The sequence below is a fragment of the Thermobacillus xylanilyticus genome (assembly GCF_907165215.1).
Lineage (GTDB): Bacteria > Bacillota > Bacilli > Paenibacillales > Paenibacillaceae > Thermobacillus > Thermobacillus xylanilyticus.
Genome location: NZ_CAJRAY010000061.1, coordinates 1 through 25,616 on the forward strand (window position 1 = coordinate 1; position 25,616 = coordinate 25,616).

Here is a 25,616-nt window from a genome sequence, read left to right on the forward strand (position 1 = left end):
CGGCCGGCCGGGATTGAAGCCCGGCCGGCCGCTTGCGTCTCCGCTCCCTCTACTAGTAGAGGAAAGGCCGGGAGACGATGACCAGCAGAATGAACAGGACCAGAATGACGCCGGCCGACGTGTACCAGAAACCCGTTTTGCCCGCGTAGCTCATCGGATGACCTCCTTCCTGATGAACTGCACTACTAACGTATGCGGTCTGCGGCCTAACGTATTGTGCGGATGTCCCGGTAACAACTGTTCCGCGTCATCTTTCATACCCGACGATCAACTCGCCGCCGAACGGCTCCAGGATGGAGCGGCAGACGGCGATCAGCGGCGCGGGATCGTCGTGCGCGTTCAGCGCTTCCAGGGCGCTGCTCAGCTTCGCGGCATACTCGGGCGAGAATTCGCGCAGACACCGGTACAGATGCTTGCCTTCGCCGATCCACCGGCGCCCCGTCCGGAGCAGAAATTCGGCGGCGAGCAGCACGAGGCGGCTCGCGATGAACCGCCGCTCGTCCCGGCAGCGGGACCGCAGCAGGTCGGCCGCCGTTTCCGAGAGGCGGTTCCGCGCGTCGTCGATCTCATCGGGAGACCAGGGCAACGGCCCGAACGCGAGATCGGCGCGCGCTTCCTCCACGATCTGCAGCCCCCGCTCGGTGCGGCGGATCACCGTCCCTTCGGCGATCATGCGCTGCAGGGACGGATTGGCTTCCTGCATGCCCGCGTCGAAGATTTCCCGGTAGTCCGAATCGGTCAGAATGAAGCAGTCGACGATCCAGCCGCGGAAGCGGACGACTCTGCGGAACAGTTCGCTTTCTCCTCGCTCCACGACGACGATGTCGAGGTCGGAATCCGGGCCGTGCGTCCGGCGCGCCGCGCTCCCGCCGAGAACGGCAAGCAGGCAGCCGGGATGCGCGGCGGCAACATACTGTGCAGCGGCTTCAAACGGAGACGGGCGCATGGTTGATCTCCTCCCGGGGCTTACCACTTGGTGAAAAACGGATGAAGCAGCCAGCTCATGTCGTCCAGATGGTTCTTGTACAGCACCTTGTTCTCCGTGTAGGGGGAATGGATGAGCCCGGCTTTCTTGAAGGTCGTCTCCGAGCCGCATTTCGAGCAGAACGCGTCCCGGGGGCCGCAGATATGTCCGCACGGATCGTTCAGCAGATCACCCGGGTCGGTGCAGCGGTTCACGACCGGCGCGCCGCACCTGGTGCAATAATGGCTTCCCTCCTCGAAAACGGCCCCGCACCGGAGGCAGGTTTTGTTATCCGCCATCCGTCCCGGCCCCGCTTTCGTTCGTCAGGTTCTCCAGCGAGACGGCCTCTCCGCCGTTCACGATCTTATCCAGCGACTTGGAATCGGTAAGCGCCGTAAGGCCGACGTGCAGCGTTCCGGACAGCTCGCTGACGACCAGTTCCTGCACTTTGTAATTGATCGCTTCGATGCGGATCGGCCTCACCTGGCCGGCCTCCGTCTTCAGCGCACGGAGCTCGTCCTCGGCCTGCCGGAGCCGGTCCTCCAGCTCCCGAAGCTGGTTCTCCAGAAGACGCACGCACGCTTCCAGCGTTCGAATTTGATCCTCTGAAGTCGTGTTCATGGCGCATTGTCGCTCCTTTGCATCGGTTCATGCTGCGGCCCGCCGGGTTCGGCGGTTCCTTCCGCGCCGGTGCCGCCGCCCGCGTCCTCCGGACCGGGCTGCACCGTAACCGTCGAACGGTTGTTGCACAGAATCGTCTTCCCCACATTGAAGGAGCCGACGTTCGTTATGACATTGATTCTGATCATCCCGATATTGATTTGCATGCCGCACACCCACCGGTCCGCTAGTTGATCTGATCCTGCACATCTCTGTCGACCACGTTGTTAAGCAGGCGGTTCATGGCCAGGCTGCCATCGCCGATCAGGATCGTCCCGCCGATGATTTTCTGGTTGACGGTCAGCTCCCGGTGAAGCGCGTTGCCGAAATTGATCGAGCCGTTTTGGGACACGCTGGTGATTTTCAGGTTGAAAATGTTGTTAACGGTGGGCATTTATCACCCCTCCAGTCATTTCATCATATGGCCCGGAGGCGCGAACGTTACCGCTCTTTCCTGTTGCCGGCTTGAGACGCGGTCTCGGACGGACACACCCTTTTAACATTACATTATTAAGTAATATAATCTAACATAAAGATTGATTAAAAGTGGTTATGGCGATAATATGTTATATATATTGACATGTAAAAATGGTGTAACTATAATTGGATTTACGAACGTTGACCGGATGAAGAGAAATAACGTTCGGAAATATGACATATCGGGGAGTGGGAAGATGAGAAATCGGAGGAAAAAATGGCTTTCGGCGATGATGCTGGTGCTTGCCTTCGCGCTGGTGCTTGCAGGCTGCGGCGGAGGCGGCGGAAACGCGGGATCCGGAGGAAGCCCGGCGTCCGGTTCCGGCGGCGGTTCTTCGAACGAATCGGCCGGGGGTGCCGAAACTTCCGGCGATAGCGGAGACGCCGGCGAAGGCGAGATCAAAGTCGGCATCCTGCATTCGCTCAGCGGCACGATGGCGATCAGCGAAGTGTCCGTCAAGGACGCGGAACTGCTCGCGATCGAAGAGATCAACGCGCAGGGCGGCGTGCTCGGCAAGAAGATCGTGCCGATCATTGAAGACGGCGCGTCCGACTGGCCGACGTTCGCCGAGAAAGCGCGCAAGCTGATCTCGGAAGACAAGGTCGCGACGGTGTTCGGCGGCTGGACTTCGGCAAGCCGCAAGGCGATGCTGCCGGTGTTCGAAGAGCTGAACGGCCTGCTCTGGTACCCCGTGCAATATGAAGGGCTCGAAGCTTCCCCGAACATCTTCTATACCGGCGCGACGACGAACCAGCAAATCGTGCCGTCGGTCACGTGGCTGCTCAAGAACCGCGGCAAGAAGTTTTTCCTGCTCGGCTCCGATTACGTGTTCCCGCGCACGGCGAACAAGATCATCAAGGCGCAGCTTCAGGCCGAAGGGGGCGAAGTCGTAGGCGAAGAATATACGCCGCTCGGCCATACCGACTACAGCACGATCATCAGCAAAATCAAGCAGGCCAACCCCGACGTCGTCTACAACACGCTGAACGGCGACAGCAACGTGGCGTTTTTCAAGCAGCTGAAGGATGCCGGCATTACGGCGCAGGATCTGACGACGCTGTCCGTATCGATCGCCGAGGAAGAGATCCGCGGCATCGGCGCCGACGTGCTGGAAGGGCATCTCGCGGCATGGAACTACTATCAGACGACGGATACGCCGGAGAACAAGGCGTTCGTCGAAGCTTACAAGGCGAAGTACGGCGAAGACCGCGTCACCGCCGACCCGATCGAAGCGGGCTACATCGCGGTGTACCTGTGGGCCGCCGCCGTCGAGAAGGCCGGCACGACGGACGTCGACGCCGTCCGGGAAGCGGCGAAGGGCATTGAATGGAATGCGCCGGAAGGCAAAGTGACGGTCGACGGCGACAACCAGCACATCTACAAGACGGTCCGCATCGGCGAAGTGCAGGCGGACGGCATGTTCAAGGAACTGTGGGCGACGGACGGACCCGTGAAACCCGATCCGTACCTGGCCGGATACGAATGGGCGGCGGGTCTGGCCGAAGAATGATCGCGGGCTGCAGCCCGGAAGGGGGCGTCCGGATACCCCGGGCGCTTCCTTGTCCCGGCAGCCGGATTCCTGACAGCGGGAGGGGATACACATGGAAGTGATGCTGCTTCAATTGTTTAACGGCATCAGCGTCAGCTCGATCCTGCTGCTCATCGCGCTCGGACTTGCGGTCACCTTCGGACTGATGAACGTCATCAACATGGCGCATGGCGAGATGATCATGATCGGCGCGTATGCGGCGTTTGTCACGCAGAACATCTTCCGTGCGGCGCTGCCCGGCGAGATGTTCGACTGGTACTTCGCGCTGGCCGTTCCGGTCAGCTTTCTTGTTTGCTTCCTGTTCGGACTGCTCCTGGAGTCGTCGCTGATCCGCTTTCTCTACGGGCGACCGCTGGACAGCCTGCTGGCGACCTGGGGAGTGGGCCTCGCGCTGCAGCAGGCGGCCCGCTCGATCTTCGGCGCGCCGAACGTTGCGGTGACGAGTCCGGGCTGGCTGAACGGCGGATGGACCGTGATGGAAGGTGTCGTGCTGCCGTACAAGCGGCTGTTCATCATTGCGCTGGTCGCCGTTGTGCTGCTCCTCATGTACGTTTACATCTACCGCACGGCGGAAGGACGGCGGATGCGGGCGGTCATGCAGAACCGCGACATGGCGGCCTGCCTCGGCATCTCGACCCGGCGCGTCGACGCGCTCACCTTCGCGGTCGGCTCCGGCATCGCCGGCATCGCCGGATGCGCGCTGACGCTGATCGGTCCGATCGGTCCGTCGATCGGCACCTACTATATCGTCGACGCGTTCATGGTCGTCGTGCTCGGCGGCGTCGGCAAGCTGATCGGCACCGTGCTCGGCGCGCTCGGCATCGGCATGGCGAACACGCTGTTCGAATTCTGGACGACCGCATCGCTCGGCAAGGTGCTGGTCTTCCTGGCAGTGGTGTTGTTCCTGCAATGGAAACCCCGGGGGATCATCGCCGTGCGGACGCGTTCGCTCGATTCCTGATGCGGCACAAAAAACGGAAACGAGAGGTGAAGCGTCATGCCTTTTGCCTACTGGACGCCCCGGCGCATCTGGCTGCTCGTCGGATACGCGGCGGCCGTGTCCGCGCTGCTGTGCGCGCCGCTCTATTTGAATGACTTCCGCCTGAATCTGCTGGCGAAGTTTCTTGCGCTCGCCGTCGCGGCGCTCGGCCTCGACCTGATCTGGGGATACACCGGTATCTTAAGCCTCGGCCACGGCGTCTTCTTCGGACTCGGCGCCTACGCGATGGCGATGCATCTGAAGCTTGCGGCGTCCGGCGGCAAACTGCCGGATTTCATGAGCTGGAGCGGGCTGACGAAGCTGCCGTAGTTCTGGCGGCCGTTCGAATCACCGGCCTTCGCGATGCTGGCCGGGGTGCTGCTGCCGGTCGCGCTGGCCCTGCTGCTCGGCTGGTTCACGTTCCGCAATCGGATCAAGGGCGTCTATTTCACGATTCTGACGCAGGCGCTGGTCATCATCACGACGACGCTGTTCGTCGGTCAGCAGGCATATACGGGCGGGACGAACGGCATTACCGGGTACAGCACGCTGTTCGGATTCAAACTGGCCGATCCGCAGACGAAGGTGTGGCTGTACTTGCTGACGGCTGTCGTGCTCTTTGCCGCGTTCGCCCTCTGCCGGTATTTGACGGGGAGCCGGTTCGGGCGCGTGCTGCGGGCGATCCGGGACGGGGAGAACCGGGCAAGGTTCATCGGCTACAACCCGGCCCTGTACCAGATGACCGCGTTCTGCGTTTCCGCCGGATTGGCGGGGCTGGCGGGCATGCTGTTCGTGCTGCATGTCGGCATCATATCCCCGTCGATGATGGGCATCGTGCCGTCCATCGAGATGGTGCTGTGGGTGGCGATCGGCGGCCGCGGCACGCTGATCGGCGCGGTGCTCGGCGCCGTCCTGATGAACGGGGCGAAGAGCGTGCTCAGCGAAACGTACCCCGAACTGTGGACGCTGCTGATCGGCCTGCTGTTCGTCGCGGTTGTCGTATTCATGCCGCGCGGGCTGGCCGGCATTGCCGGTTTGCCGGCGGCGCTGCGAAGAAGGAGGGAGAGAACCGATGAGAGCGATGGAGTTGGAACCGGGAACGGACTTGGAAATGCGGTCGGCGCAGAAGCCGGGGGCGCGGAAGGTGTCCGACATTCTGCGGTGTGAGGCGGTCGTCGTCGATTTCGACGGATTCAAGGCGCTACAGGGGATGAACCTGACGCTCCGGCAGGGCGAACTGCGCTTCCTGATCGGGCCGAACGGCGCGGGCAAGACGACCTTGCTTGACGTCATCTGCGGCAAGGTGAAGCCGGCTTCCGGCCGCGTCCTGTTCAGGGGAGAGATCGATCTGACGCGGAAGCGGGAGCACCGGATCGCGGAGCTCGGCATCGGGCGGAAATTCCAGGCGCCGTCGATCTTCCCGTCGCTGACGGTGCGCGAACACCTCGAGATCGCGATGCGCCAGAACAGGAGCGTGTTCGCGACGCTGACGGCGAGGATGAGCTCGGAAGACGAGGACCGCATGGCGGCGCAGCTGAAGATGATCGGGCTGGAGGCGAAAGCCGGCCGCCTGGCCGGCAGTCTCTCCCACGGCGAGAAGCAGTGGCTGGAGATCGGCATGATGCTCATGCAAGAGCCGGATGTGCTGCTGCTCGACGAGCCGGCGGCGGGCATGACCGACCGGGAGACGGAGAAGACGGGGATCCTGCTGCGCGAGATTGCGCGCAGGCAGTCGGTCATCGTCGTCGAGCACGACATGGAGTTCGTGCGAAATTTCGCGAGCACGGTCACCGTCATGCACGAAGGCCGGCTGCTGGCGGAAGGGTCCGTGGACGAAGTGCAGAACGACGAGCGCGTGATGGAAGTTTACCTCGGACGGAGGCGGAATGCCGATGCTGACCGTTCGACAGCTTGAGACGGGGTACGGCGGCACCGTCATCCTGCGCGGCGTGTCGCTGGATGTGAAGCCGGGGCAGGTCGTCTGCCTGCTTGGCCGCAACGGCGTCGGGAAGACGACGCTCATGCGGGGCATCATGGGCGTGCTGAAGGCGCGCAAGGGCAGCATCCGGTTCAAGGACGAGGAACTCGCCGGCCGTCCGCCGGCCGTCCGCGCCCGGCGCGGCATCGGCTACGTGCCGCAGGGGCGGGAAATCTTCCCCTTGCTCACGGTGTACGACAACCTGCTGCTCGGTTTGGAGGCCGCCGGCGGGCGGCTCAAGACGATTCCGGAGGAAGCGGTCGCGCGCTTCCCGACGCTGCCCTCGCTCTATGGGCGGCGCGGCGGCGACCTGAGCGGCGGCCAGCAGCAGCAGCTCGCCTTCGCACGGGCGCTTGCGCCGCAGCCGGATCTGCTGCTGCTCGACGAGCCGTGCGAAGGGATCCAGCCGTCGATCGTCGAGGAGATCCGCGCCGTCATCCGCGACATCAAGCGCGAGGGCCGGATGGCGATTCTGCTGGCGGAGCAGGACCTCGAGTTCGTGCGCAGCGTCGGCGACTACTTCTACATGATGGATCGGGGCATGATCGTCTGGCAGGGCGAAGCGGCGGAGTTGACCGAGGATGTCGTGCAGCGGCATTTGGCGGTATAAAGGCAATTTGCGCAATGAAAAACTGACAGGGAGGAATCCATCATGCATATACCGGACGGATATTTGAGCATGGAAGTGTGGACGGCAACGACGGTTGCCGGAGCGGCGGCCGCGGGCTATGCGCTGCGCAGGACCCGGACGGCGCTCGCGCAGCCGCAGGTGCCGGCAGCCGCCCTTGCCGGGGCGTTCATCTTCGCGGCGCAGATGCTGAACTTCCCGATTGCCGGCGGGACATCGGGGCATTTTCTCGGCAGCGCGCTTGCGGCCATTCTGTTCGGACCGTGGGCGGCCGCCGTCATCATGTCGGCCGTGCTGATTATCCAGGCGGTCCTGTTCCATGACGGGGGCATCACCGCGCTCGGGGCCAACATTCTGTGCACCGCCATCATTGGTTCGTTCGCCGGTTACGGTGTCTATCAAGCCGGCTTGAGACTGCTCAAGGGCCGGCTGCAGGCCGCCGCGTCGTTCGCCGCGGCGTGGGTGTCCATCGTCGCGGCATCCTGCGGCGTCGCGCTGCTCTTGGCGCTGTCCGGCGCTGCCCCGCTCAGCGCAGCGCTGCCGGCGATGCTCGGCTGGCATGCGCTCATCGGCATCGGCGAAGGGCTGATCACGATGGCGGCGGCAGCCTATTTGACGGAGCGTCGGACTTCCCTGGCGCGGGAAGGTGCGTTCGCATGAACGAAAGACGCCCGGAATACAAGGTAACGGGCAGCCGGCGCAAATGGGCGGTGCTGGCCGTCCTCACGCTGGCTGCGGCGGGCCTCGCTTCCCCGTGGGCTTCGGGCCGTCCCGACGGTCTGGAGCGCGTCGCCGAAGATCTCGGTTTCCTCGGGCGGGAAGCCGCCGTCCATTCGTTTTCGCCGATGCCCGGCTACGAGGTCGCCGGCATTCCGTGGGAAGCCGTCCGGACAGGTCTGGCCGGCCTCATCGGCGCCGTCGTCATGGCGGTCCTGCTGTGGACCGCGCTGCGCGCGCTGGCGAGGAGGCGGTAGGCTTGGAGGTCGGATTGGCCGACAGGCGCAGCGTGCATACCACGTTACAGCGGCTCGCGTGTCCCCTCTGACGAGGCTGTAACGTGCATACCACGTTACAGCGGCTCGCGAGGCCACTCCGACGAAGCTGTAACGTGCATACCACGTTACAGCGGTTCGCGTGTCCCCTCTGACGAGGCTGTAACGTGCATACCACGTTACAGCGGTTCGCGTGGCCCCTCTGACGAGGCTGTAACGTGCATACCACGTTACAACGGCTCGCGTGGCCCCTCCGACGAGGCTGTAACGTGCATACCACGTTACAGTGGTTTGCGGAGCACCTCTCGACAAGCGGTAACGCGCATGCCGCGTTACAGCGGTTAGCCGGCCGCGCTGCTGCAGCTCGCATGCCGCATAACAGGATCACGGAACCCGGCCCCGACCGGCCGGTCAGGCGCGAACGGCCTGGCCGGCCTTTTTCGTGCCGGAACATCCGGCGGAAATCGACGGGCGGCTGCCCCGGCGCTGAACAATTGGCGAATTCAGGACGATTCGGGCAAGCGCATAAGGTTTTGGGAGCAGTTGAATACTATGGTCAGATCGCTTCTGGCTCATGGTGCCGCAAATGGCCGCGCGTCGGCCTGGCAGGCGGTGTAACATATGCCAGGGTCTCTCGTCCCGATTGTCTCCGCAGCCTTCTGTCGAATCCAAATCTATAGCGAAAGTGGGGCATCCAGACATGAAAGCAACAGGTATCGTCCGCCGGATCGATGACCTCGGCCGTGTCGTGATTCCGAAGGAAATCCGCCGCACGCTGAGAATACGCGAAGGCGACCCGCTGGAGATCTTCGTCGACCGCGACGGTGAAGTCATCCTGAAGAAATATTCCCCGATCGGGGAGCTTGGCGACTTCGCCAAGGAATATGCCGAATCGCTGTATGAGAGCACGGGACATATCGCTTTGATCTGCGACCGCGATACAATCATTGCCGTGGCCGGCGCATCGAAGAAAGAATTTCTGGACAAGCCGGTCGGCTCGCTGCTCGAGCAGAGCATGGAGAACCGCAAGCCCGTTCTCGAGCCGAACGGCGGCCGGTTCGAGCTGGTCAAGGACACGGAAGACCAGTTCAGCTCGCTGGCGGCCGCGCCGATCATTGCAGGCGGCGACCCGATCGGAGCCGTCGTGCTTGTCAGCAAGGACGAAGGCGTGAAGATGGGACAGATGGAAGCGAAAATGGCGGAGACGGCCGCCGGTTTCCTGGCAAAACAGATGGAGCAATAAGCGGCAAATTTTCATGGACGACAGGCTTCCCCATGCGGCAACCCGGCGCAAGGGGGAGCTTTTATTGTGCGACCGAAGAGGCAATTCCGGCGCGGATGGGTTATAATGGTGATCGGCGGCCTGCGGGCCGCTTCGGAAGGAGGACTCACAGGCGCGATGTCACCGACCATCATCGTCGCCGGAATCGGTTCCGGCGGCGAAGACCATATTACGCTGGGCGTCTGGCGGCGGCTGCAGGAGACGCCGCGGCGCTATGTGCGGACCGCAAGCCATCCCGCGGTCCGGAAGCTCACCGAACACGGGCTGGCTTTCGAATCATTCGATCATTTCTACGAACAGTCGGATTCGTTCCCGGACGTGTACGAGCGGATCGCGGACGAGCTGATCCGGCTGGCGCAGGCGGACGGGCAGCCGCTTCTCTATGCGGTGCCGGGCCATCCGATGGTGGCCGAGCGGACGGTGCGGCTGCTCTCCGAGCGGTGCGGCGGCGCCGGCATAGCGCTCGAGATCGTCGGCGGCGAAAGCTTCCTCGACCAGGCGTTCATCCGGCTCGGCTTCGATCCGATCGAAGGATTCCAGCTGCTCGACGCGGCGGATGTGAAGCCGTCCCTGCTTCGGCCGGAGCTGCACACCGTCATCGCCCAGGTGTACGACAAGTTCACCGCGTCCGACGTCAAGCTGTCGCTGATGGAGCGTTACCCGGACGATCACCCGGTGACGGTCGGGCACGCGCTGGGCGTTCCGGGCGAGGAGCGGATCGAGACCGTGCCGCTGCACGACCTGGACCGGCTGGAGGAATACGGCAACCTGACCCTGGTCTGGCTGCCGAAGTCCGACGATCCGATGCTGCGCAACCGGTCGTTCGACCGGCTGCATGAGATCGTTGCCATCCTCCGCAGCCCGGAAGGCTGTCCCTGGGATCGGGAGCAGACGCACCGGTCCATCCGGAAAAATTTCATCGAGGAAACCTACGAAGCGATCGAGGCGATCGACAACGACGATCCCGTCGGCATGCAGGAAGAATTCGGCGACGTGCTGCTGCAGGTGATGCTGCACAGCCAGATGGAAGCGGAGAACGGCACGTTCGACGTATACGACGTCATCCAGTCGCTGAACGAGAAGCTGCTGTTCCGGCATCCGCACGTTTTCGGCGAGACCGGCGCGGCGAACGCGCAAGAGGCGCTCGCGAGCTGGGAGCGGATGAAAGCGGAGGAGAGGCGGCGGAAAGGCCTCTCGGAGCGGTCGTCCGTGCTGGACGGCATCCCGCGCGATCTGCCCGCGCTCATGAAGGCGTACGCGCTGCAGAAGAAGGCGGCCAAAGTCGGATTCGACTGGCCGGAGATCGGCCCGGCGCTGGACAAGATCGGCGAGGAGCTGGGGGAGCTGCGCGAAGCGGTCGCGGCGGGGAAAGACAAGGAAGAGCAGGCGCTGGAGCTCGGCGATCTCTTGTTCGCAACCGTCAACGTTGCCCGGTTCATCGGCGCCGATCCCGAGGAAGCGCTCGCCCGGACGAACGCGAAATTCAGCCGCCGTTTCGCCTATATCGAGGAGCAGCTCAAGAAAAGCGGTAAGACTTTCGGGGAAACGAATCTCGAGGAAATGGATCGTTGGTGGGAGGAAGCGAAACGCAAGAACTAGGACTTTTCGACTTTTTCCCGCGTTTTTCCCCGATAAATCGAAAAAAATCACGCGGTCCGGCAGGATTTTCCCATTCCCGGAAAGAATAGAAGATGCGGATGCTTTGCAATTCCGCCGCGGAGCGGCAACGTCTCCGTGCGGACACTATTATGATGAAGGAAATCAGGAGGCTGTGAGTAGATGAACAAGACGGATCTGATCAACAACATTGCCGCGAAGAGCGGGCTGTCGAAGCGGGACGTCGAGACGGTGCTGAACGGATTTCTGGGTGAAGTGACGGCAGCGCTGCAATCCGGGGACAAAGTTCAGCTGATCGGTTTCGGCACGTTCGAAACGCGTCAGCGCAACGGCCGCAAAGGCCGCAACCCGCAAACGGGCAAGACGATCGAGATTCCTGCATCGAAAGTCCCGGCGTTCAAAGCGGGCAACAAGCTGAAAGAAGCCGTAAAGTAATACATGAGGCTGGACAAATTCCTCAAAGTATCCCGGCTGATCAAACGGCGGACAGTGGCGAAGGACGTCTCCGAACAGGGGCGCGTATGGATCAACGGCCGCGAGGCGAAGCCGAGCAGCACGGTCAAGGTTGGCGACGAACTGACCATCCAGTTCGGCCAGAAGACGGTGACGGTTCGGGTCGAGCGGCTCGCCGAGACGACCCGCAAGGACGAAGCCGCCGGTCTCTACACCTTGCTGCGTGAAGAATTCCGCCGGGAAGGCGAAGAGGAAGGGCAATAAGGATTTGGCAACAACGAAGGCCGTCTTCGGTGCCGCGGACTGCGGCGCCGGAGGCGGTCTTTCTTCTTGTCCGACCTGTTCTAAATCTTGTCCTTCTTCCATATCCATGGTGGTAAGGGAGGAGGCCAGGCCATGATGATGGAACAGACGAAAGCGAAACGCCAGGAAATCAAAATGTTGAACCGCAAAGTGCTGGAGATCACGGGCATCCGGAACGTGGAGAGCTTCGACAGCGAGGAGTTCCTGCTCGATACCGAGCTCGGCTTCCTGACCGTGCGCGGTCAGAACCTGCACATGAAACATCTCAGCCTCGAGCAGGGGCTCGTCGCCATCGAAGGCGCGATCCATACGATCGCCTATCTCGACGGCGCGTCGGTCGACAAATCCAAAGGCTTCTTCGGGAAGTTGTTCAAGTGAGCCTGCAGGTCCAGTTTCTGACGCTCGCTTATGTGGCGCTGGCCGGCATCGGCATGGGTGCGGCCTTCGACGGCTACCGGGTCGCGGCCCGCGAGCTGAACGCCGGCCGGCTGTGGATTCCCGTGTTCGACCTCCTGTACTGGCTGCTGGCCACGCTGGTTGTTTTTCGCGTGCTGCTGGCGGTCAACGAAGGCGAGGTGCGGCTGCCCGTCTTCCTCGGCTTTTTCATCGGGCTCGCATTTTATTTCTGGCTGCTCAGCGGACCGGTCATCCGCCTGTACCGGCTGCTGGCCGCGGCAGTCCGCCGGCTCTGGCGGCTTGCCGTCCGCACCGCGGATGTGCTCGTCGTCCGGCCGCTGCGATGGCTGGTTCGGCTTTCAAATGGGTTTTTCAGACTAGTCTCTGGAGCCTCTATGTATCTGTTCCGGTTTATGGTACAATTATTAAATCCAATACTTGGATTGATCGCCCGGCTCGCGCGGCCTGTATGGCTCCCGATCAGCAAAACGGCGGCGAGATGGGCGAAAGCGGCGGGACTTGCGCCGCTGACCGAAAGATTGGCTGCCATGATACGCAATTGGCGGAACAGGCGATCCTAGGAGGTACGGCACGTGGCGGATGCCCGAAAGCATACTCCCTCCCGAACGGGCATGAAGCGGCGTTTGCGGCTCTGGTTTTTGATCGTCGCTTCGTTCATGGGGTGGGCGGTCTATACATCCGTTCAGCAGCTTGAGGCCCGATCGGAGACGATCAAGACGCTGAAAGCGCTGCAGGACCAGGTCGCAGCAGCCGAACAGCGCCAGGCTGAACTCGAGTTCGAAATCGAGCGGCTGGGCAACCCGGAATACATCAAGGAACTTGCCCGGAAAAACGGCCTCACCATGCCCGGAGAACAGCCGATCCAGGTGACGGAAAGCGGCGACTGAGCGCCGCTGGCCGCTGTTGTTTTGCATTCGGCGTTCGGTTATAATCACGGATAGAACAGCCTTTCGCTGGAGCCTGAGTCAGCCATGCCCCAAGCGTATGGAAGTGTTCTTCTTTGATTTAATCATTTAGGGAGGCCAATCTTATTCATGGCAATTGAAGTGGGAGCCAAGTTAGAGGGCAAAGTGACGGGCATTACGCATTTCGGGGCATTCGTCGATCTGGCTGACGGTGTCACGGGGCTCGTGCACATTTCGGAAATTGCCGACCACTACGTCAAAGACGTGAATGACCACCTGAAAATCGACGACATCGTCACGGTGAAGGTGATCAACGTCGACAAGGACGGCAAGATCGGTCTGTCGATCAAGCAGGCCATCGATCGTCCGGAAGGCTATGTTCCTCCGCAGCGCGGCGACCGGCAAGGCCGGCCCGGAGACCGCAGACCGGGCGGACGCGGCGGATTCAGATCGGCTCCCGGCAAAATGTCCTTCGAGGAGAAAATGTCCCGGTTCTTGAGAGACAGCGAGGAACGCATTTCCTCCCTGAAGAAGAATACGGAAGGCAAACGCGGAGGCCGCGGATCGAGACGCGGCTGAGGCAAATTGTTGAAGATGCAGGCAGAACCGACAGGTTCTGCTTTTTTTGATGCAATAGATCCCTGTTTACAAGACACCAAAAAGTGTCGTATAGTGGATATGTCACCGAATGGTGGCGCATACCATGTTTAAGCGGGTGATCTTTCCATAACCATATCAAACATTGCTACTGGAGTGGGTACCGTGAGCAAAGTTCAACAACGAGACGTCTTCGATGCGATTGCCGATCCGACGAGACGCCGGCTGATCCAGCTGCTCGCCGAAGCGGAGGAGCTGCCGCTGCATGAGCTGGCCTCGCATTTTCCGATGGGCCGGACCGGCGTTTCCAAACATCTGGGCATTCTGAAAGAGGCCGGGCTTGTGAAAGACCGCAAGGTGGGCAGGGAGACCCGCTACAAGCTGGATGCGGCACCGCTGAAAGAGGTTCAGGACTGGGTCGCCTATTACAGCAACTACTGGAGCGCCAACATGATGCGGTTGGGCCAATTGCTCGAGGAGGAGGAGGACGCATGAGTTTTTCGTTAAACATGGATTTTCAGTTTGAGACGACGGTGGAGAAGCTGTGGTCCGCCTTGACCGATTCCCGCAAGCTGGCCAAATGGATCGCGGACAACGACTTCAAGCCGGTGGTCGGGCATCGATTCCAGTTCCGCCATCAGCCGAACGAGTACTGGGACGGCATCGTGGACAGCGAAGTGCTCGCCGTGGAAGCGCCGCATCGGCTGTCCTTCTCATGGGTGGTCGGCGAGGAGCGGCACACGGTGACGCTGACCCTGGACGATCTCGGGAACGGCAAGGTGCACCTGCGCCTCGAACAGACCGGTCTCTCGAACAAGGCGGCGCTGGCCGGCGCCCAATACGGCTGGAAGGCCTGGGTCGAAAAGCTGGAGCAGGTATTGGCGGAGTAAAAGCCAAAAGCGCGGCGGAGGGAAAACGGGCAGCTGTACTTTCCCGGCACGGGAGCCGCGGATGATCCATTGAGAGGAGCTGAGCGCATGGGATTTCTGCAGGACAATCTGATTCCGTTTTTCAGGCAACGGGAGATCGTCTTCAGGGAAAGCCGCAGAGAGGCGGACGATGTCGTGAGCTTCCTGTTCGACAAGCCGGATGATCTGGCCTGGAAGGCGGGGCAATACGGGCTGTTCACGATCACGCACAAGAAAATCAAAAACGCGACGAAACCGTTCAGCGTCTCGTCCGCGCCCGCCGAGAACGTCATCCGCATCACGACGGTTGTGCGGGACAACCCGAGCGCGTTCAAGCGGGCGCTGCTGGAGCTTTCGCCCGGCATGAAGGTGACGCTGCGCGGTCCCGTGGGGCCTTTTTATCCGAAAGACAAGGCTCCCGTGCTGTTCATCGCGGGCGGCATCGGGATTACGCCGATTCGCTCCATCCTGAAACAGATCGAGGCGGAGGGAAGCGGGGGTGAGCGGCAAATCCGGCTGCTTTACGTGGACAGCCACCGGCGGCATCTGTTCAAAGACGAACTGGACCGGATCGCCGACCGGTCCGCCGTCAGCATCGACTACCTGGACTCGCGCGATCAGCTGTACCGCGAGCTCGACCGGCTGGCCGACGCGTACCGCAAGGACGGCAGCATCATGATTGCGGGAGCGCAATCGATGGTGAATCCGCTTGCGGCGGAGCTGAGAAACCGGAAAATTCCGAAGCGGAACATCGTCAAAGACGCGTTCTTCGGCTATTAATTCGGAGGAGACGGAAGGAAAGATCCGCTGGCGTTCGCCACATGAAGCCAGGATCGGACGGAAGCCGCGCCGCTTTCGTCCGCGGATTTTGCCGGTCCGTCGGACCTTCAAATTTCTCGTGATGCGGGCGAATGCAGGCGCGGCGGGCATTCGCCCTTTGTCGTCCGCCCTGGCGGAGGCGCGCTGCTTGTGTCGGAAAAAAAATAGCCGCCGCCTACCGAATATGACAAACTCCTGAAGGCACCCCGCCTATAATAGGAGTCACTTCTCGCGTCCGCTGCGGGCAAGTGCGGACAAGCATATTCGGATGGGTGGTGCTGTTCAAGATGGACAAGCAGAATATTGTGCCGCTTCCCGGGACCGGCAGCCGGCACGGCGGCGGCCGGTCGAAGCTCGGGTACAGATGGCGGAAGCTATCGTCATCGGCCTCGCAGCTGTTCCTGTCCCGGCGCTGGACGATGCTGATCGCCGTGGTCGGCCTGCTGCTCGGCCGCGCCGCGATATTGGACACGCTCGCGCCGTTCGCGGCCGCCTATTTCGCCGTCATTTATTTCCTGCGCCGCGATGCGGCCTTCATTGCCGCGCTGGCGCTCGTCGCCGGCAGCTGGCTGGCCGCCGCGCCCCAGGCCTGGTCGACCGCGGCCGAGCTGCTCGTGTTCTACCTGCTCGTGCGCGGGATGGAGGCTTACGAGCGCGCTGAAATATCCTATGCGCCGCTGCTCGTTTTTATATCCGCCTTGCTGGTGCAATTGTTCGGCGTCGTGCTGGACAAGGCGCTGACCGGCTACCAGCTGCTCATGGTCGGGGTGGAGGCGGGCCTGGCGTTCGTGCTCACCCTCGTCTTCATCCAGGCGGTTCCCGTCCTGATGCTGACGAAGAAGCCGGCGCTGCTGCGCAATGAAGAGATCATCTGTCTGATGATTCTGCTTGCTTCAATCATGACGGGCGCGGCCGGCTGGACGGTCTATGATCTGGAGATTACGCACATCCTGTCGCGCTACGTCCTGCTCCTGTTCGCGCTGGCCGGCGGCGCCCTGCTCGGCGCGTCGGTCGGCGTGATCGCCGGGCTCATCCTCAGCCTGGCCGACTTCGGCGCCGTCCTGCAGATGAGCCTGCTCGCGTTCGCGGGGCTGCTCGCCGGCCTGCTCCGGGAAGGCGGCAAGCCGGCCGCGGCTTTCGGCATGCTGCTCGGGACGACGATCCTGTCCGTCTATGTCGGCGGAACGGAAGGCGCGCTCACTTCGACGTGGGAATCGGCAGCCGCCGCGCTGCTGTTCCTGATGACACCGCGCGCGCTGCTGAAGACGATCGCCCGCTATGTGCCGGGCACGGCCGAGCATGCGCGGTCACAGCACGAATACGCCCGCCGGGTTCGCGACGTGACCGCGCAGCGGGTGACGCAATTCTCCGAAGTGTTCCGTCAGCTCTCGGAAAGCTTCGCCGAGACGGCCGATGTCGAACCGTTCGGCCGGCGGCAGCAGGAACGGGTCCACTTCGTCAACGCCGCGGCCGAGGCGGTCTGCGCGACCTGTTTCCGGCAGCAGCAATGCTGGGAAGGGAAGTTCCAGCAGACGTACCGGCTCATGAAAGAAATGACGGCGTCCGTCGAGCGCGAACGGCCGCAGCTGGGCGAGGAGCTGCCGGAGACGTGGACCAGGCACTGCGTCAAGCCGCATCAGGTGCTCGCCGTGCTGCGTCAGCAGGTGGAGCTGGTCGAGCACGACCGGCTGTGGCGGAAGCGCATCCGGGAGTCGCGCCGCCTGGTGGCCGACCAGCTGTCGGGCGTCTCGCGGATCATGCAGGATCTGGCGCGGGAGATCCGCCGGGAAGGCCAGGAGATGCACCTGCAGGAAGAGCAGATCCGCGAGGCGGTGGAAGGGCTCGGCCTGTCGATCCGCAGCGTCGAGATCATCAGCCTGGAGGAAGGCAACGTCGAGATCGAGATCGCGCATACGTTCCCGCGGGGATTCGATGAATGCCGGAAAATGATCGCGCCGCTCCTGACCGACATTCTCGGCGAGCCGATCGCGGTGAAATCGGAACGACTGCCGGAGCGCAGCGGGGAGCCGTCGATCGTGACGTTCACATCGGCGAAGGCGTATGAGGTGGAGACCGGCGTGGCGGGCACGGCCAAGGGCGGCGGGCTGCTGTCGGGCGACAGCTACAGCACGGTGGAGCTGGCGAACGGCAAGTTCGCGGTGGCCGTCAGCGACGGCATGGGCGGCGGCGAGCGGGCGCGGCTGGAGAGCCGCTCGGCGCTGGACATGCTGCATCAGCTGCTGCAGTCGGGGATGGACGAGAAGCTGGCGATCCAGACGGTCAATTCGGTGCTGCTCCTCCGCTCGGCCGACGAAATGTTCGCGACGGTGGACGTGGCGCTCATCGACCGGTACACGGCGAAGACAACGTTCCTGAAGGTCGGCTCCACGCCGAGCTACATCAAGCGGGGCAGCGACGTCATCCCGATCACCGCCGGCAATCTGCCGATCGGCATTCTGCAGGAGATCGACGTCGATCTCGTCCGCGTGCAGCTCTATCCCGGCGACACGCTGATCATGATGACCGACGGCGTGTACGACGCGCCGGGGCATGCGGTGAACAAGGAGATCTGGATGAAGCGCATCATCCAGGAGCTGAAGGCGGAAGATCCGCAGCAGATGGCGGAAGAGCTGCTCGACACGGTGCTGAAGAGCAGCGCGGACGAAATCCGCGACGACATGACGATCGTCGTCGCCCGCGTGCGGCGGTTCCAGCCGGAATGGGCGACGTTCCGCTGGCCGGGGCTGACGAAGCTGGAGCGTCCGAGGACGGTGAGTTGAGCAGGCGGAAACTTTTTTTCCATGCCGGACAATTGCCGCGCCGAAGTTTACCTCTCTTCCATATCGGGCATGCTGTTACCAGAATCGATAGATTCGAGATTCGAAGGAGGGGCTTCGGCCATGAGACAATTGTTGCTGATCACGGACGGCTGCTCGAACGTCGGGATGAGCCCGGTCGTCGCGGCGGCCCATGCGAAGGCGGAAGGCATTACGGTGAATGTGATCGGGGTGGTGGAACGCGGCGAATCGATTTCTTCCGCGGAAGTCGAGATCGAGGAAATCGCGCGCGCCGGCGGCGGCATGAGCCGGCTCGTGAATACGCACCAGCTGTCGCAGACCGTGCAGATGATGACGCGCAAGACGGTCGTGACGACGATCCAGCAGGCGGTGAACAAGGAGCTCCGGCAGGTGTTCGGCGCGGAATCGGTCGAAGCGCTGCCTCCGGATCGGCGCGGCGAAGTCGTGCGCGTCATCGACGAACTCGGCGAATCGTCGCCGCTGAAAATCGCGCTGCTCATCGACACGAGCGCGAGCATGCGCCCGAAGCTGGCGGCGGTCGAGGAAGCGATCCGCGATCTCGTGCTCAGCCTGCAGTCGCGCTCCGGACGGAGCGAGATTGCCGTGTTCCATTTTCCCGATTCGGAAAACGGCGAGGGCTGCGTCTGCGATCTGGACTGGACCGACAACATCGCCGGCGTGAAGCGCATTCTGCCGCGGCTGGCCATGCGCGGCACGACGCCGACCGGACCGGCGATGATGCAGGTCATTGATTTTTTCCGTCAGGGCGATTATGGTAGAACCATCAGAGGCGAAATGGACGGGATGACAGGTGAAGACGTCGTCTGAACTTCGGCTGGCGCCCGGCACGGTCATCACGGGCAAATGGAATCGCGGCCGATACCGGGTCGAGCGCCTGCTCGGAGAGGGGGCGAACGGCAAGGTTTACCTGGTGGAACACAGCCGCCGCCTGTATGCGATGAAGGTCGGCGGGGACGCGGTGGATCTGCAGTCCGAGATCAACGTTCTCCGCAGCCTGGCATCCCGGCGGCGGAGAACGGAACCGTTTCTGCTTGCCGTCGACGATTATGTCCATCGGGACGGCAAGGAATATCCGTTCTACATCATGCGGTATGTGCGCGGCAGCGTGCTGCACGAGTATTTGCAGCGCGAAGGCGCGGACTGGTTCCCGCTCGTCGGGTACAATCTGCTCGGCAAGCTGGCCGAGCTGCACGAAGCGGGCTTCGTGTTCGGCGATCTGAAGCGGGAGAACGTGCTGGTCGGCAGCTACGGCCGCGTGGAGCTGGTCGATTACGGCGGCGCGACGGCGATCGGCAAGAGCGTCCGCCAGTTCACCGAGCTGTACGACCGCGGGTACTGGAATGCGGGCAGCCGGACGGCCGAAGGAACGTACGACCTGTTCTCATTCGCGGTGCTGTGCCTTCATCTGTTCGAAGGCCGGCGGCTGCTTCAGCTGACGAAGACGCTGCTGCCGCAGAACCGCTCGCCGGCGGATTTGATCCGGCTGACAACCGGCCATCCGGCGCTGAAACCGTTCGCCGGCTGGCTGGCCCGCGCGCTGGGCGGCGAATTCGCTTCCGCGCGGGAAGGCGCCGCCGCCTGGCAGCGGATCATGTACGGCGGGGGCGTGAAGCCGGCCCGCAGACGGCGGTCGACGGCCGGCTGGGCGGCCGGCCTGTTCGCCTGCACGATGATCGCGCTGGCGGCGGCGATTGTATGGATGATATCGGAAGGCATGCTGCCGACCGGGCTGTCGTGACGGAAGTCCGGCGCATGCGGCATGCTTCTTCGTCATGCGCATATTTGCAGGTAGGGGGACGGCAGGATGGATCTGGCGGCGCGCATCCGGCGGACGGCGGAGCGGGAAGGGCTCTGGCAGCCGGGCGATACGATACTGGCCGCCGTATCGGGCGGTCCGGATTCGACGGCGATGCTGCATCTGTTGCGGCGGCTGTCCGGCGAATGCGGCTTCAGGCTCGCGGCGGCCCATGTCAATCACGGCTTCCGCGGCGAAGAATCGGCGCGGGAAGCGGAATTCGTGCGCCGGTTGTGTGAAGAGCTCGGCGTGCCGCTCGACGCGGTCGAATACGATCTTCCTTCTTATATAGAAGAGACGGGGATGAACGCGCAGGCGGCGGCGCGGGAGAAGCGGTACGCGTTTCTGCGATCGGCGGCGGCGCGGCGGGGCGCGTCGCGGATCGCGCTGGCGCACCATGCGGACGACCAGGCCGAGACGGTGCTCATGCGGCTGCTGCGCGGGGCCGGGACGTCCGGCATCGCCGGCATGCCGATGAAGCGGCGCGAAGGAAATGTGGAACTGATCCGGCCGCTGCTTCGTATATCCAAATTGGAGCTGCTGCAGTACTGCGCGCGCGAAGGGCTTGGCTATTGCGAGGACAGCAGCAACCGCAAGACGGTGTACTTCCGCAACGCCGTCCGGCTGGAGATTCTGCCTTTCCTCGAGCGGTACAACCCGAACGTGTCCGCATCGCTCGTGCGGCTGGCCGAAATCAGCCGCGCGGAGGACGACTTCCTGACGCGGGAAGCGGAACGCGCGATGGCCGGACTCGTGCGCCGGGAACAGGGCGGATTTGCCATGGAACGCGGCGCGTTTCTCGGCCTGCATGTCGCTTTACAAAGAAGATTGATTACTCTAATATTAATCTATCTTGGGGTGGAAAAAGGGGCCATCCCGTTCGAACGGATCGACGCTATCCGGGAAGCCGCCGCGGAAGGCTCGCCGACGACATCGGTGATCGAGGCCGGACGCGGCGTCCGCTTCTTGCGGGAATACGACGTGCTGCGGTGGATGACGGGCGATGCGGCCGGGGACGATGCCGGGTTCGAGTATGAAGTGACGGCGGATGTCCGCGAGCTTGCGATTCCCGAAGCGGGCGGCCGGCTCGTCTTCCGCCGCATGCTCCGCGCGGCGGGCGAACCGCTGCCCTCACCGGGCGCGGAATCCCGCTGCGCGGCGCTGTTCGACGAAGACGCCGTCGCTTATCCGCTTCGCGTTCGTTCCCGCCGGCCCGGCGACCGGATGCGCCTCGCCGGTTTAAACGGCTCCAAAAAGGTGCAAGATATTTTCGTTGACGGCAAGGTTGCGCGGGCCATGCGCAACCGGATTCCGCTTGTTGCGGATGCCGAAGGCCGGCTGCTATGGATTGCCGGCATCCGGCGGTCGGCGGACGCGCCGGTGACGGAGGATACGACGCGCATACTGCGGATCGAGTGGCAGGATGATACATTGGAGGTCTGGCGTTGTTAAGCGACATTCAGGAAATTTTGTATGACGAAGAGCAGATCCGGCATAAAGTAATTGAAATGGGCCGTCAGCTCAGCCGCGATTTCAAGGATCGGAATCCGTTGGTCATCTGCATTCTGAAAGGCGCATTCATCTTCATGGCCGATCTGGTGAAAGCGATGGACATTCCGCTCGAGATCGATTTCATGGCCGTCTCCAGCTACGGCGCGTCCACGAAGTCGTCCGGCGTCGTCAAGATCGTGAAAGATCTGGACGTGCCGGTGGAAGGGCGTGATGTGCTCATCGTCGAGGACATCATCGACAGCGGCCTCACCCTCAGCTATCTGATCGATGTGCTCGAACGCCGCAACGCGAAGTCCGTGACGGTTGCGACGCTCTTCGACAAGCCGTCCGGCCGGACGGTCGAACTCGAAGCGGACTACGTCGGTTACACGCTGCCGGATGCTTTCGTTGTCGGCTACGGGCTCGACTACGCGGAGAAATACCGCAACCTGCCGTTCATCGGCATTCTGAAGCCGGAAGTCTACAACCGATGACTCCGAAGAACGTTCCGTCGGCGGAGCTGCCCAACCGGGGGCGTCCCCGCGCCATGCTCCTCCTCGCGGTCGTGTTGTGATGGCAAGACGTGCTATGGTAAAATAGTTGAAGCGCCTTGAGAGGAGGTAGGGGATGAATCGGTTCCTGAAGAATACGGGATTCTATCTGATCATCTTTCTCGTTACCGTCGGAATCGTCCATTTCATCAGCACCCAGAACGAAACAACCGAGCGGAAATCATACGACGAACTGCGCCAGCTGATCAAGGCGGACAATGTCGAAGAACTGACGCTCCGGTATGACGGCGCTTCGTATCTCGCCACAGGCAAATATCGCATGCCTCCCGCCGGGGTGCAGCAGAACGCGTTCTACTCCCGGATACCGGCGGAAGAATTTGCGATCGAGGAAATCAAGGACGCTTCCGAACAGAACGGGTTTACATTATATGTGGAGAAGCAGCAAGGCCAGAGCATCTGGCTGACGTTCCTCACCTCCATCATACCGTTCGTCATCATGTTCATCCTGTTCTTCTTCCTCATTAATCAGGCGCAGGGCGGCGGCGGCAAGGTGATGAACTTCGGCAAGAGCCGTGCGCGTCTATATAATGAAGACAAGAAGCGGGTGACATTCGAAGACGTCGCGGGCGCCGACGAGGAGAAGCAGGAGCTGGTCGAAGTCGTCGAGTTCCTGAAGGATCCGCGCAAGTTTGCCGCGGTCGGCGCGCGCATTCCGAAGGGCGTGCTGCTCGTCGGTCCGCCGGGTACGGGCAAGACGCTGCTTGCCCGCGCGGTGGCCGGTGAAGCGGGCGTGCCGTTCTTCAGCATTTCCGGCTCCGACTTCGTGGAAATGTTCGTCGGTGTCGGCGCATCCCGCGTTCGCGACCTGTTCGAGAACGCGAAGAAGAATTCCCCGTGCATCATATTCATTGACGAGATCGACGCCGTCGGCCGGCAGCGGGGCGCCGGTCTGGGCGGCGGCCATGACGAACGCGAGCAGACGCTCAACCAGCTGCTCGTCGAGATGGACGGTTTCGGGGCGAACGAAGGCATCATCATCATCGCGGCGACGAACCGTCCGGACATTCTCGACCCGGCGCTGCTGCGCCCGGGCCGCTTCGACCGCCAGATTACGGTCGATCGTCCGGACGTGAAGGGACGCGAAGCGGTGCTCAAGGTGCACGCCCGCAACAAGCCGCTGGCGAAGGATGTCAATCTCGAGACGATCGCGAAGCGGACGACCGGGTTTACCGGCGCCGATCTGGAGAACCTGCTGAACGAGGCGGCGCTCCTGGCGGCCCGCCGGAACAAGCGGGAGATCGCGATGATCGAGGTGGACGAGGCGATCGACCGCGTCATTGTCGGTACGGAGAAGCGCAGCCGCGTCATCAGCGATCGCGAGAAGCGGATCGTCGCGTACCACGAAGCAGGGCACACGGTCATCGGCTATTTCCTGGAACACGCGGACATGGTCCACAAGGTGACGATCATTCCGCGGGGCCGGGCGGGCGGCTATGTCATCATGCTGCCGAAGGAAGATCGAATGCTCGTCACGAAGCAGGAACTGCTCGACAAGGTGACCGGGCTGCTCGGCGGCCGGGTCGCGGAGGAGCTGTTCATCGGCGAGATCGGCACCGGCGCCTACAGCGACTTCAAACAGGCGACGTCGATCGTGCGCAGCATGATCATGGAATACGGCATGAGCGAGAAGCTCGGACCGATGCAGTTCGGCAACTCGCAGGGACAGGTGTTCCTCGGCCGCGACCTTGGACACGAGCAGAACTACTCCGACGCGATCGCCTACGAGATCGACCAGGAGATGCAGCGCATCATCAACGAATGCTACACGCGCGCGAAGGAACTGCTCACCGCCAAGTCGCGGGAAGTGAAGCTCATTGCCGAGACGCTGCTTGAAGTCGAAACGCTCGAACTCGAGCAGATCAAGCGGCTGATCGAGACCGGATCGCTGGACGGCGGCGAAGGCGGCAGCGGCGAGGGCAACGCGGAGCCGAAGGAGACGAGCAGCGAGCCGGCTGTCGATACGCTGGGCAATGTGCGCGTCCGGATTCAATCGAAGGAGCCGGGCGAGGATACGCTGCCTCCGGGCGGCGACGACGGCAGCGGCGACAAGCGCGGCTGAACCGTCCCGGCATTTCAGCGACGGACAAGTCGACACAACCGCCTCGGCGCGGCCGAACAGGCCGCTGCCGGGGCGATTTTTGTGGTTCCGGCGGCGTGCGAAGGTCCTCAGGCGTCGGCATGCTCCATCCGGCGGGCTTGCGGTTGTGTCTATTTGTTGACAGAGTCCTGCACCCCGTGTAAATTAGGTGATAATCAAATGGTTTTGCGGCCGGATGGTCACACTATGACTGTTCCATCGCATATGCGAATTCGTGAAATTTGGCACAAATTACAGCGCGGATCGGACAGCGGTGTCAAGCGCGCCTCGGCGGGAACATCGGCGTCATGCGCGCGGCTCGAAGGAGAGGATCGACAGAGATGGAAGCATTGGCGCTCGAGCGGAGGGCGGAACAGAACCGCGAACTCCGCGAACGGCTTGAGCAGTTGAAGAAGGAACGCAACGCCATCATTCTGGCGCATTATTATCAGCGCGACGAAATCCAGGAAGTGGCCGATTTCCGCGGCGACTCGTTCCTGCTGGCGCAGAAGGCCGCCCAGACCGACGCTGAAGTTATCGTTTTTTGCGGCGTCCACTTCATGGGCGAGAGCGCGAAGATTCTGGCGCCGGACAAGACGGTTCTCATTCCCGACGAGCGGGCCGGTTGCCCGATGGCCGACATGGTCAACGTCGACGGCCTCCGGAAACTGAAGGCGCAGCATCCGAACGCGACGGTCGTCACTTACATCAACTCGTCCGCCGAAGTGAAGGCCGAGACCGACATCTGCTGCACGTCGTCGAATGCCATCAAGGTCGTCAATTCGGTACTGACCGACGAAGTCATCTGGGTGCCGGACAAGAACCTCGGCCACTATGTCCAGCAGCACACGGACAAGAAGATGATTATCTGGGAAGGCTACTGCAATACGCACGACATGCTGACGGTGAAGGACATCGAGGAGATGAAGGCGCAGCATCCGAACGCGATCGTCGCCGTCCATCCCGAGTGCCGCCCGGAGGTCGTCGCGATGGCCGATTTCGTCGGCAGCACGACGGCGATCATCAAATTCTGCCGCGAGTCCGAGCACAAGGAATTCATCATCGGCACGGAAGACGGGACCGGCTACCAGCTTCGCAAGGACAGCCCGGACAAGATCTTCCACTTCGCATCGAAATATCTCGTCTGCCCGAACATGAAGGTCAACAACCTGAAGAAGCTGGTCAAATGTCTCGAAAATATGCATCCGCAGGTTTATGTGCCGCCGCATATCGCAGACAAGGCAAGGCTGTCTCTGGAGCGCATGCTGCAAGTGAAGTAGCATGCGCTGCTTCTTCGCTTACCCCTCGCACGCATTCCTGAACCGCATGATAC

The 25,616-nt window shown here is 62.3% G+C and carries 30 protein-coding genes and 1 pseudogene; 25 read left to right on the forward strand and 6 right to left on the reverse strand.

The genetic code is table 11. The features are described 5' to 3' along the window. Positions 1 to 52: 52 nt before the first annotated feature. The 6 genes from KJQ12_RS11940 to KJQ12_RS11965 all read right to left on the reverse strand — a co-directional run bounded on the left by KJQ12_RS11940 (position 53) and on the right by KJQ12_RS11965 (position 2,018). Positions 53 to 154, reverse strand: coding sequence for a YjcZ family sporulation protein (locus KJQ12_RS11940; protein WP_213484856.1), 102 nt, complete (start codon positions 152 to 154; stop codon positions 53 to 55). A 93-nt stretch (positions 155 to 247) separates the two neighbouring features. Continuing rightward, on the reverse strand, positions 248 to 946 hold the full coding sequence (locus tag KJQ12_RS11945; protein WP_015256451.1) for a nucleotidyltransferase domain-containing protein: 699 nt from the start codon (positions 944 to 946) through the stop codon (positions 248 to 250). Positions 947 to 966: 20 nt separating this feature from the next. Then, on the reverse strand, positions 967 to 1,263 hold the full coding sequence (locus tag KJQ12_RS11950) for a hypothetical protein (protein WP_015256450.1): 297 nt from the start codon (positions 1,261 to 1,263) through the stop codon (positions 967 to 969). After that, positions 1,253 to 1,585: a spore germination protein GerPC gene (gene gerPC / locus KJQ12_RS11955; protein ID WP_213484857.1), complete on the reverse strand. Its 333-nt coding sequence runs from the start codon at positions 1,583 to 1,585 to the stop codon at positions 1,253 to 1,255. The genes KJQ12_RS11950 and gerPC overlap by 11 nt, the downstream gene beginning before the upstream one ends. Then, positions 1,582 to 1,791, reverse strand: a complete 210-nt coding sequence (locus KJQ12_RS11960; RefSeq protein WP_213484858.1) for a hypothetical protein — start codon at positions 1,789 to 1,791, stop codon at positions 1,582 to 1,584. The genes gerPC and KJQ12_RS11960 overlap by 4 nt, the downstream gene beginning before the upstream one ends. A 20-nt stretch (positions 1,792 to 1,811) precedes the next feature. Then, positions 1,812 to 2,018, reverse strand: coding sequence for a spore germination protein (locus KJQ12_RS11965; RefSeq protein ID WP_213484859.1), 207 nt, complete (start codon positions 2,016 to 2,018; stop codon positions 1,812 to 1,814). A gap of 280 nt (positions 2,019 to 2,298) precedes the next feature. Here KJQ12_RS11965 and urtA point away from each other — a divergent pair, with 280 nt between their 5' ends. The 25 genes and pseudogenes from urtA (at position 2,299) to nadA (ending at position 25,563) form a co-directional block, all read left to right on the forward strand. After that, positions 2,299 to 3,612 (forward strand): urea ABC transporter substrate-binding protein, encoded by a 1,314-nt coding sequence (gene urtA / locus KJQ12_RS11970; RefSeq protein ID WP_213484860.1) that lies wholly within the window; start codon positions 2,299 to 2,301, stop codon positions 3,610 to 3,612. Between the two features lie 91 nt (positions 3,613 to 3,703). Further along, complete coding sequence (gene urtB, locus KJQ12_RS11975) at positions 3,704 to 4,612, forward strand: urea ABC transporter permease subunit UrtB (RefSeq protein ID WP_213484861.1); 909 nt, start codon at positions 3,704 to 3,706, stop codon at positions 4,610 to 4,612. A gap of 36 nt (positions 4,613 to 4,648) precedes the next feature. Then, positions 4,649 to 5,797, forward strand: a pseudogene (urtC, locus tag KJQ12_RS11980) (urea ABC transporter permease subunit UrtC). Next, on the forward strand, positions 5,742 to 6,545 hold the full coding sequence (urtD, locus tag KJQ12_RS11985) for an urea ABC transporter ATP-binding protein UrtD (RefSeq protein WP_213484894.1): 804 nt from the start codon (positions 5,742 to 5,744) through the stop codon (positions 6,543 to 6,545). Before urtC ends, urtD begins: the two are co-directional and overlap by 56 nt. Next, the gene (urtE, locus tag KJQ12_RS11990; protein WP_213484862.1) at positions 6,523 to 7,218 is read left to right on the forward strand and encodes an urea ABC transporter ATP-binding subunit UrtE; all 696 of its coding nucleotides are present in this window, start codon (positions 6,523 to 6,525) and stop codon (positions 7,216 to 7,218) included. Before urtD ends, urtE begins: the two co-directional genes overlap by 23 nt. A gap of 42 nt (positions 7,219 to 7,260) precedes the next feature. After that, positions 7,261 to 7,896 (forward strand): energy-coupling factor ABC transporter permease, encoded by a 636-nt coding sequence (locus tag KJQ12_RS11995; protein WP_213484863.1) that lies wholly within the window; start codon positions 7,261 to 7,263, stop codon positions 7,894 to 7,896. After that, positions 7,893 to 8,210: a PDGLE domain-containing protein gene (locus tag KJQ12_RS12000; RefSeq protein ID WP_015256440.1), complete on the forward strand. Its 318-nt coding sequence runs from the start codon at positions 7,893 to 7,895 to the stop codon at positions 8,208 to 8,210. Before KJQ12_RS11995 ends, KJQ12_RS12000 begins: the two co-directional genes overlap by 4 nt. 718 nt (positions 8,211 to 8,928) lie before the next feature. Then, complete coding sequence (gene spoVT / locus KJQ12_RS12005) at positions 8,929 to 9,471, forward strand: stage V sporulation protein T (protein ID WP_015256439.1); 543 nt, start codon at positions 8,929 to 8,931, stop codon at positions 9,469 to 9,471. Between the two features lie 156 nt (positions 9,472 to 9,627). Then, the gene (gene yabN / locus KJQ12_RS12010; protein ID WP_213484864.1) at positions 9,628 to 11,109 is read left to right on the forward strand and encodes a bifunctional methyltransferase/pyrophosphohydrolase YabN; all 1,482 of its coding nucleotides are present in this window, start codon (positions 9,628 to 9,630) and stop codon (positions 11,107 to 11,109) included. 180 nt (positions 11,110 to 11,289) lie between these two features. Next, positions 11,290 to 11,562 (forward strand): HU family DNA-binding protein, encoded by a 273-nt coding sequence (locus tag KJQ12_RS12015; protein ID WP_015256437.1) that lies wholly within the window; start codon positions 11,290 to 11,292, stop codon positions 11,560 to 11,562. 3 nt (positions 11,563 to 11,565) lie between these two features. Continuing rightward, positions 11,566 to 11,844 (forward strand): RNA-binding S4 domain-containing protein, encoded by a 279-nt coding sequence (locus tag KJQ12_RS12020; RefSeq protein WP_213484865.1) that lies wholly within the window; start codon positions 11,566 to 11,568, stop codon positions 11,842 to 11,844. A gap of 135 nt (positions 11,845 to 11,979) precedes the next feature. Beyond that, positions 11,980 to 12,261: a sporulation protein YabP gene (gene yabP, locus KJQ12_RS12025; RefSeq protein WP_041854644.1), complete on the forward strand. Its 282-nt coding sequence runs from the start codon at positions 11,980 to 11,982 to the stop codon at positions 12,259 to 12,261. Beyond that, complete coding sequence (gene yabQ, locus KJQ12_RS12030) at positions 12,258 to 12,860, forward strand: spore cortex biosynthesis protein YabQ (RefSeq protein WP_213484866.1); 603 nt, start codon at positions 12,258 to 12,260, stop codon at positions 12,858 to 12,860. Before yabP ends, yabQ begins: the two co-directional genes overlap by 4 nt. 12 nt (positions 12,861 to 12,872) lie before the next feature. Then, positions 12,873 to 13,187: an FtsB family cell division protein gene (locus KJQ12_RS12035; RefSeq protein ID WP_213484867.1), complete on the forward strand. Its 315-nt coding sequence runs from the start codon at positions 12,873 to 12,875 to the stop codon at positions 13,185 to 13,187. A gap of 147 nt (positions 13,188 to 13,334) precedes the next feature. Further along, positions 13,335 to 13,784 carry a S1 domain-containing RNA-binding protein gene (locus KJQ12_RS12040; protein ID WP_015256432.1) on the forward strand — a complete coding sequence of 150 codons (450 nt, stop codon included), beginning with the start codon at positions 13,335 to 13,337 and terminating at the stop codon, positions 13,782 to 13,784. A 183-nt stretch (positions 13,785 to 13,967) separates the two neighbouring features. Then, entirely contained in the window at positions 13,968 to 14,297 is a 330-nt protein-coding gene (locus tag KJQ12_RS12045) for an ArsR/SmtB family transcription factor (RefSeq protein ID WP_213484868.1), read from the forward strand. Further along, positions 14,294 to 14,692 (forward strand): SRPBCC family protein, encoded by a 399-nt coding sequence (locus tag KJQ12_RS12050; RefSeq protein ID WP_015256430.1) that lies wholly within the window; start codon positions 14,294 to 14,296, stop codon positions 14,690 to 14,692. Before KJQ12_RS12045 ends, KJQ12_RS12050 begins: the two co-directional genes overlap by 4 nt. 87 nt (positions 14,693 to 14,779) lie before the next feature. Then, positions 14,780 to 15,490, forward strand: a complete 711-nt coding sequence (locus KJQ12_RS12055) for an FAD-dependent oxidoreductase (RefSeq protein ID WP_213484869.1) — start codon at positions 14,780 to 14,782, stop codon at positions 15,488 to 15,490. A 326-nt stretch (positions 15,491 to 15,816) separates the two neighbouring features. After that, positions 15,817 to 18,309, forward strand: a complete 2,493-nt coding sequence (spoIIE, locus tag KJQ12_RS12060; protein WP_213484870.1) for a stage II sporulation protein E — start codon at positions 15,817 to 15,819, stop codon at positions 18,307 to 18,309. A 120-nt stretch (positions 18,310 to 18,429) separates the two neighbouring features. Beyond that, positions 18,430 to 19,155, forward strand: coding sequence for a vWA domain-containing protein (locus tag KJQ12_RS12065; protein ID WP_213484871.1), 726 nt, complete (start codon positions 18,430 to 18,432; stop codon positions 19,153 to 19,155). After that, positions 19,139 to 20,086 (forward strand): serine/threonine protein kinase, encoded by a 948-nt coding sequence (locus KJQ12_RS12070; RefSeq protein ID WP_213484872.1) that lies wholly within the window; start codon positions 19,139 to 19,141, stop codon positions 20,084 to 20,086. Before KJQ12_RS12065 ends, KJQ12_RS12070 begins: the two co-directional genes overlap by 17 nt. A 66-nt stretch (positions 20,087 to 20,152) precedes the next feature. Continuing rightward, positions 20,153 to 21,595, forward strand: coding sequence for a tRNA lysidine(34) synthetase TilS (tilS, locus tag KJQ12_RS12075; protein WP_213484873.1), 1,443 nt, complete (start codon positions 20,153 to 20,155; stop codon positions 21,593 to 21,595). Further along, a complete protein-coding gene (hpt, locus tag KJQ12_RS12080) occupies positions 21,589 to 22,128 on the forward strand; it encodes a hypoxanthine phosphoribosyltransferase (protein WP_213484874.1) in 540 nt (179 codons plus the stop codon). The genes tilS and hpt overlap by 7 nt, the downstream gene beginning before the upstream one ends. Before the next feature lie 133 nt (positions 22,129 to 22,261). Further along, positions 22,262 to 24,265, forward strand: a complete 2,004-nt coding sequence (gene ftsH / locus KJQ12_RS12085; RefSeq protein ID WP_213484875.1) for an ATP-dependent zinc metalloprotease FtsH — start codon at positions 22,262 to 22,264, stop codon at positions 24,263 to 24,265. Positions 24,266 to 24,624: 359 nt separating this feature from the next. Next, a complete protein-coding gene (nadA, locus tag KJQ12_RS12090; RefSeq protein ID WP_213484876.1) occupies positions 24,625 to 25,563 on the forward strand; it encodes a quinolinate synthase NadA in 939 nt (312 codons plus the stop codon). The last annotated feature ends 53 nt before the right edge of the window (positions 25,564 to 25,616 follow it).